This window comes from Kitasatospora phosalacinea (assembly GCF_000717185.1).
GTDB classification, from domain to species: Bacteria; Actinomycetota; Actinomycetes; order Streptomycetales; family Streptomycetaceae; genus Kitasatospora; species Kitasatospora phosalacinea_A.
The window spans coordinates 1-4,869 of sequence record NZ_JNYE01000185.1 but is presented as its reverse complement, the minus strand read 5'-3'; the positions used below and the strand labels follow the sequence as shown (position 1 = coordinate 4,869).

6 protein-coding genes are annotated in these 4,869 nt (G+C 76.4%); all 6 read right to left on the bottom strand.

Annotation, left to right across the window (positions count from 1 at the left end; all coding sequences use genetic code 11):
* Window positions 1-1,269: MFS transporter (locus tag OO57_RS37110; protein ID WP_063737729.1), on the bottom strand; the 1,269-nt coding region annotated here is incomplete at its 3' end.
* 4 nt (window positions 1,270-1,273) lie between these two features.
* Entirely contained in the window at window positions 1,274-1,768 is a 495-nt protein-coding gene (locus OO57_RS44445; RefSeq protein ID WP_158715376.1) for a GlcG/HbpS family heme-binding protein, read from the bottom strand.
* A 2-nt stretch (window positions 1,769-1,770) separates the two neighbouring features.
* Window positions 1,771-2,991, bottom strand: a complete 1,221-nt coding sequence (locus OO57_RS44440) for a hypothetical protein (RefSeq protein ID WP_033257265.1) — start codon at window positions 2,989-2,991, stop codon at window positions 1,771-1,773.
* Complete coding sequence (locus tag OO57_RS37095; protein ID WP_033257264.1) at window positions 2,976-3,848, bottom strand: HAD family hydrolase; 873 nt, start codon at window positions 3,846-3,848, stop codon at window positions 2,976-2,978. Before OO57_RS37095 ends, OO57_RS44440 begins: the two co-directional genes overlap by 16 nt.
* Window positions 3,835-4,119, bottom strand: a complete 285-nt coding sequence (locus tag OO57_RS37090) for a hypothetical protein (protein ID WP_033257263.1) — start codon at window positions 4,117-4,119, stop codon at window positions 3,835-3,837. The genes OO57_RS37095 and OO57_RS37090 overlap by 14 nt, the downstream gene beginning before the upstream one ends.
* Window positions 4,120-4,154: 35 nt before the next feature.
* On the bottom strand, window positions 4,155-4,802 hold the full coding sequence (locus OO57_RS47140; RefSeq protein WP_051778737.1) for a flavin reductase family protein: 648 nt from the start codon (window positions 4,800-4,802) through the stop codon (window positions 4,155-4,157).
* Between the last annotated feature and the right edge of the window lie 67 nt (window positions 4,803-4,869).

Sequence of the window (4,869 nt, the reverse complement as noted above, 5' to 3'; positions counted from 1 at the left end):
GGCGGGGGCAGTGGTGGCGGGGGCAGGGGCGGCGGGGGCAGGGGCGGCGGCGGGGGCTTCGCCGGGCTTCGGGTCCGGGCCGAGCAGCCGCCGCTCGGCCAGCATCACCAGCAGCGCGAGGACGGCCAGCAGCCCGCCCGCCAGCGGCATCGCCCGGACGCCGGTGGTGGCCACCAGGCCCGCGCCCAGCAGCGACCCGGCGGCGATGCCGAGGTTGAAGACCGAGCTCATCGCGGCCGAGGCCATGTCGGTGCTGCCCGGCGCCACCTGCAGGGCGCGGTGCTGGATGGCCGCGGCGAGCGCGCTGAAGGACAGGCCGAGCAGGGCGAGCATCGCCAGGGCGGGCAGCTTGACCGTCCCGACCGCGGCCAGGCCCAGCAGCGCGGCGGTGAGCGAGCCCAGCAGCACGACCAGCGACTGCCAGGGGAAGCGGTCCAGGTAGCGGCCGAGCAGCAGGGTGCCGAGCACGCCGGAGACGCCGGAGACGGAGAGCAGCGGGCCGAGCGAGCCCTTCGCGAAGCCGCTGACGTCCAGCAGCAGCGAGGTGAGGTAGGTGAAGGTGCCCATGGCGCCGGTGACGGAGAGGCCGGTGACGACCAGCAGGACGGTCAGTCGGCGGCGGTCGGGCGCGGTGCCGCGGGCGGAGCTGCTCTCCTCGGGGGCGAAGCCGGGCAGCAGCAGGGCGACGCCCAGGCAGGTGACGGTGCTGAGGCCGCTCATCACGCCGAAGGTGACCCGCCAGTCGGTCTGCTGGGCCAGCCAGGTGCCGACCGGGACGCCGAGCACCGGCGCGAGGCCGTTGCCGATGGACAGCCGGGCCACCATCCGGCCGCGGACCTCGGGCGGGAACAGGCCGGTCGCGGTGGAGGCCACCACCGCCCAGAACATCGCCTGGGTGAGGCCGGTCAGCAGCCGGGAGACCAGCAGCACCCAGAAGTTCCCGGCAACCGCGGCGACCAGGGTGGCCACGGCCAGGATCGCGAGGGTGCCGCTGAGCAGCAGTCGGCGCGGGATCCGCCGGGTGGCGCGGGCCAGCGGAAGCGAGGCCAGCAGCACGACCAGGGCGTAGCCGGTCACCAGCAGGCCGATCTGGGACTCGGAGCGGCCCAGGTCGGAGGCGATGATGGTGAGCAGGCCGGTGGGCAGCACCTCGGTGGTGACGAAGCAGAAGGCGGCGAAGGAGAGCGCGAAGAGCGCGGCGACGGCCCGGCGGTGCGGGACGACCGGGTCGGTGGCGGGGCGGGCGTCGGTGACGGCGGTGGTGGCCATGGGTCTACTCCGTCCGGTCCGCGCCCGCGGCGGCCAGCACGGCGGCGGCGATCTCGGCGTCGTCGTCCTCGGTGCCCCCGGCGACGCCCAGGCCGCCGCCCAGCAGGCCGTCGTACCGGATCGGCAGTCCGCCGCGGACGTCGGTGAGGGCGTTGCCGGAGGCGAGCGGCAGGGTGAGGGCGAGCTGTCCGCCCATCCAGCCGGTGGGGCGGCGCTTGGAGGCGGCGGTGCAGGCCTTGCGGCGGCTGGTCTCCAAGCCGTGCGGGTTGGCCTCGTCGGCCTTGGCGCAGGCGATCAGGCCCATGCCGGGGTCGACGACGGTGGCGGACACCGGGATGCCGCGCCGGGCGCCCTCGGCCAGGGCCAGGGCGACGAGGTGCAGCGCGGTGTCGGCGGTGACCACGGCCTGGGTGCGCAACGCGAGCGCGGGCGCGGGCGCTGCCGCGGCCGTGGGCGCGGGTGGGAGGGGAGCGGTGGCGGTCTCTGCGGTGGGGCTCACGGTCACTGGTCTCCGGTCCTGGGCGGCTGGTCGGGTCGGTGGGTGGTGCCCCGGCCCGCCGGGAGGGTCACCCGGCGGTTGGGGGCGGTCTCCCGGCACAGGGCGTGGTGCAGCAGGCGTTCCTCTTCGAGCACCGGTTCGGCCTGGCGGAGCCAGGCGGTGGCGGCCTGCGGGGTGGTGCCGAGCCGGGTGCAGCGGAGCATCGCGAAGCGCAGCGCGGCGGCCTGGTCGCGCAGCCGGGCGGCGCGGTCGAGCGATGCGGGCGAGGGCGCGAAGGCGGCCCCGGCGCGGCCGGCCCGGTCGGTGCCGTCGGCGGCGCGGGCGGCGAGCAGGCCGAGGGCGGCGGCGAGGCGCTGCTTGTGCTCCAGGTAGACGTGGAACGGCCGGATGTCGAGCGGCAGTTCGCCGTGCAGCATCCGGGCGGCCTGGTCGACCAGGGTGCGCGAGGCGGCCAGTCCGGCGGTCAGGGCGGGCACCCCGGCGGAGTCCGGGTCCTCGACCTCGCTGGCGAGCCGGCCGTCGACGGCGCGGGTGAGCGCGAGGTGCAGGACGGCGGGGGTGAAGCGGTGCGCGCCGTCGTCGGGCCGGGGGTGCAGCACCAGGACGCGGCGGCGGTGCGCGGCGGTGACCCGCGCCTCGACGCAGGCGAGCGCGGCCTCGGCAGGGGTGGTGTCGGCGCGCACGTAGCGGCCCCCGGCGCCCATGGCGTGCGCCCGGAGCGTGCCGGGGGCGGGGCCGCGGGTGTACATCACCTGGTGGACGGCGCGGGCCCGCCCGTACTCGTCGGTGCCGGGGACGTGGGACTTCTCGGCGTACACCAGGACGGCGCCGCCCCCGGCGGTGGAGTCGGTCAGGAACGCGGCGGCGGCGGGCAGTTCGGCGACGGCCCGCCGGTCGTGCTCCTCCAGGGCGAGCAGCGGGACGCGCCGGTAGTAGTCGAGCACGGCGTGGGTGTGGCGGCCGTCGTCGGGGTTGCGGACGATCCGGTCGCCGACGTCGAAGTTGAACGGGACGGCGGCGGCGGCGAAGTCCCGGTGGGCGTACAGGCGCAGGAAGGTTCCGGCCAGCCAGTCGTCGAAGGCCGGGTGGGGGCGCAGCACGTCGCACAGGAAGGCATGGTGCAGGTAGGAGTAGACCTCGGGCCACTGCGGGGGCTCGGCGGTCGGGCGGGCGGTGGTCGGGGGCTCGGCGGTCGGGCGGGCGGCGGTCAGGGGTGCGGCCACGGGCGCTCCAGGAGTTCGTGCAGCTTCTGCGGGACGGCGGCCAGGACGCTGGGGCCGATGACCTGGCGGGCCAGCCGCCGGACCGCCTCGGTGGCGCCGGCCACCGCGTACGCGTCCCGGGCGGCGGCGAACATCGGCAGGTCGTTGCCGCTGTCGCCGAACACCACCAGCCGGTCGGGGCGGTACCCGGCGAGTTCGGCGATCCGGCGGACGGCGGTGCCCTTGTCGGCGTCGGCCGCGCCGATCTGCAGGACGAGGTGGCCGGGGTGCTCGGAGGCGTCGAAGACGGTGACGGCGACGCCGGGCGGGGCGAGGGCGGTGGCCGCCCGCGCCAGTTCCCGGACGGTCGCGGCGGCGTCCAGGCAGACCAGGGCGTACGCGGCGTCGACCCGGGGCGGGTAGCCGGGGGCGGTCCGCAGGCGCGGGTCGCGGCCGGCGCGGGCGCGGTGGAAGGCCTCCTCGGCGGGGTTGCCGGGCGGTTCGGTGAGCACCACCTGCTCGGTGCCGGTGCGGCCGATCAGCTGGGGCCGGGCTCCGGCGGCGCGCAGGGCGTCCAGCAGCGGCGGGGTCGCGGCGGGCGGGAGCGTCCGCTCGTCGAGGACCTCGCCGGTGTCGGGGCGGGCGACGAGTGCGCCGTTGTAGTAGCCCGCGGGCAGGGTGAAGGGCAGCCCGTCCAGGGCCTGCCCGCTGTCGGGCAGGCCGCGGGCGGTGCAGTAGGTCAGCGGGGCCCGGGCGGCGAGCAGGTCGGCGAGGGCGGCGCGGCTGCGGGCGGGCAGCCGTCCGTCGGCGTCGAGCAGGGTGCCGTCCAGGTCGGTGACGTACAGGTCGGTGTCCCGGTGGTGCTCAGGCCCGGGCACCGGGCGCCCCGTCGGACTGCTCGTCGGTGGTGAAGTAGTGCCGGAGGATGTTGTCGACCGAGGAGAAGCGGTCCAGGTCGGCGTAGTCCTCCGGGTCGATGGCGCGGCCGCGCAGTTCCTCGATCAGCAGGGTGAGCGAGATCAGGGCGAGCGAGTCGAGCACCGCGTGGGTGCCGACCAGCGGGCTGGTGCTGTCGGCGGGGGCGTTGGCGTTGGCCTCGACCCAGGCCAGCAGGCGGGTGCGGGCCTCGTGCGGGGTGGTGGTGGGCATGGTGGTCCCGGCTCCGTTCCTCGGCTGGTGGGGGGTCAGGTCCGGTCGGCGGCGGCGACGGCCGACAGGTCGCGGTGGCGGTGCAGGGTGAAGACGTCGGTGGAGCTGAGGAAGTCGGCGCCGCCGAGGCGGGCGACGGGGGCGAGGCCCGCGCGGTCGACCCGCAGGGTCTGCGGGTCGACGAGGGCGTCGTCGACGTGCACGGCCTGGACGGTGCCGAGCACCACCCAGCCGCCGCCGGGGCCGGGGTTGACCTCGATGACGTCGCGCACGGTGCACTCGAAGGCGAGGGCGGCCTCGCGGACCCGCGGCGGGCGGACCCGGCTGGAGGGGGCGGGGGTGACCCCGGCGAGTGCGAACTCCGACTCCCCGCGCGGGACCGGGGCGGCGGTGAGGTTGAGCTCCTGGACGGTGCGCTGCTCGGCGACGTTGACGACGAACTCGGGCACCTCCTCGATGTTGAGCAGGGTGTCCTTCTTGGGCCGGTCGGCGGGCCCGGTGACGGGGCAGAACAGCAGGGTCATCGGGTCGCAGCAGACGCCGGTGTAGTAGGAGAACGGCGCCAGGTTGGGCTCCCCGCGGCCGTTGACGGTGCTGACCCAGGCGATCGGCCTGGGGAGGATGGAGCTGACCATGAAGGAGTAGATCTGGTCCTCGGTCAGGTCGTTCGGGTTGAGTTCCACGGCGGCCTCGGTTCCTTCGTGCGTGCGTACGTGCATACGTGCGTACGTGCGTGCGTGCGGGTGGGTG

Coding starts and splice junctions, on each gene's coding strand:
- OO57_RS37090 (WP_033257263.1), bottom strand. CDS start 4,119: ATGCCCACCACCACCCCGCACGAGGCCCGCACCCGCCTGCTGGCCTGG.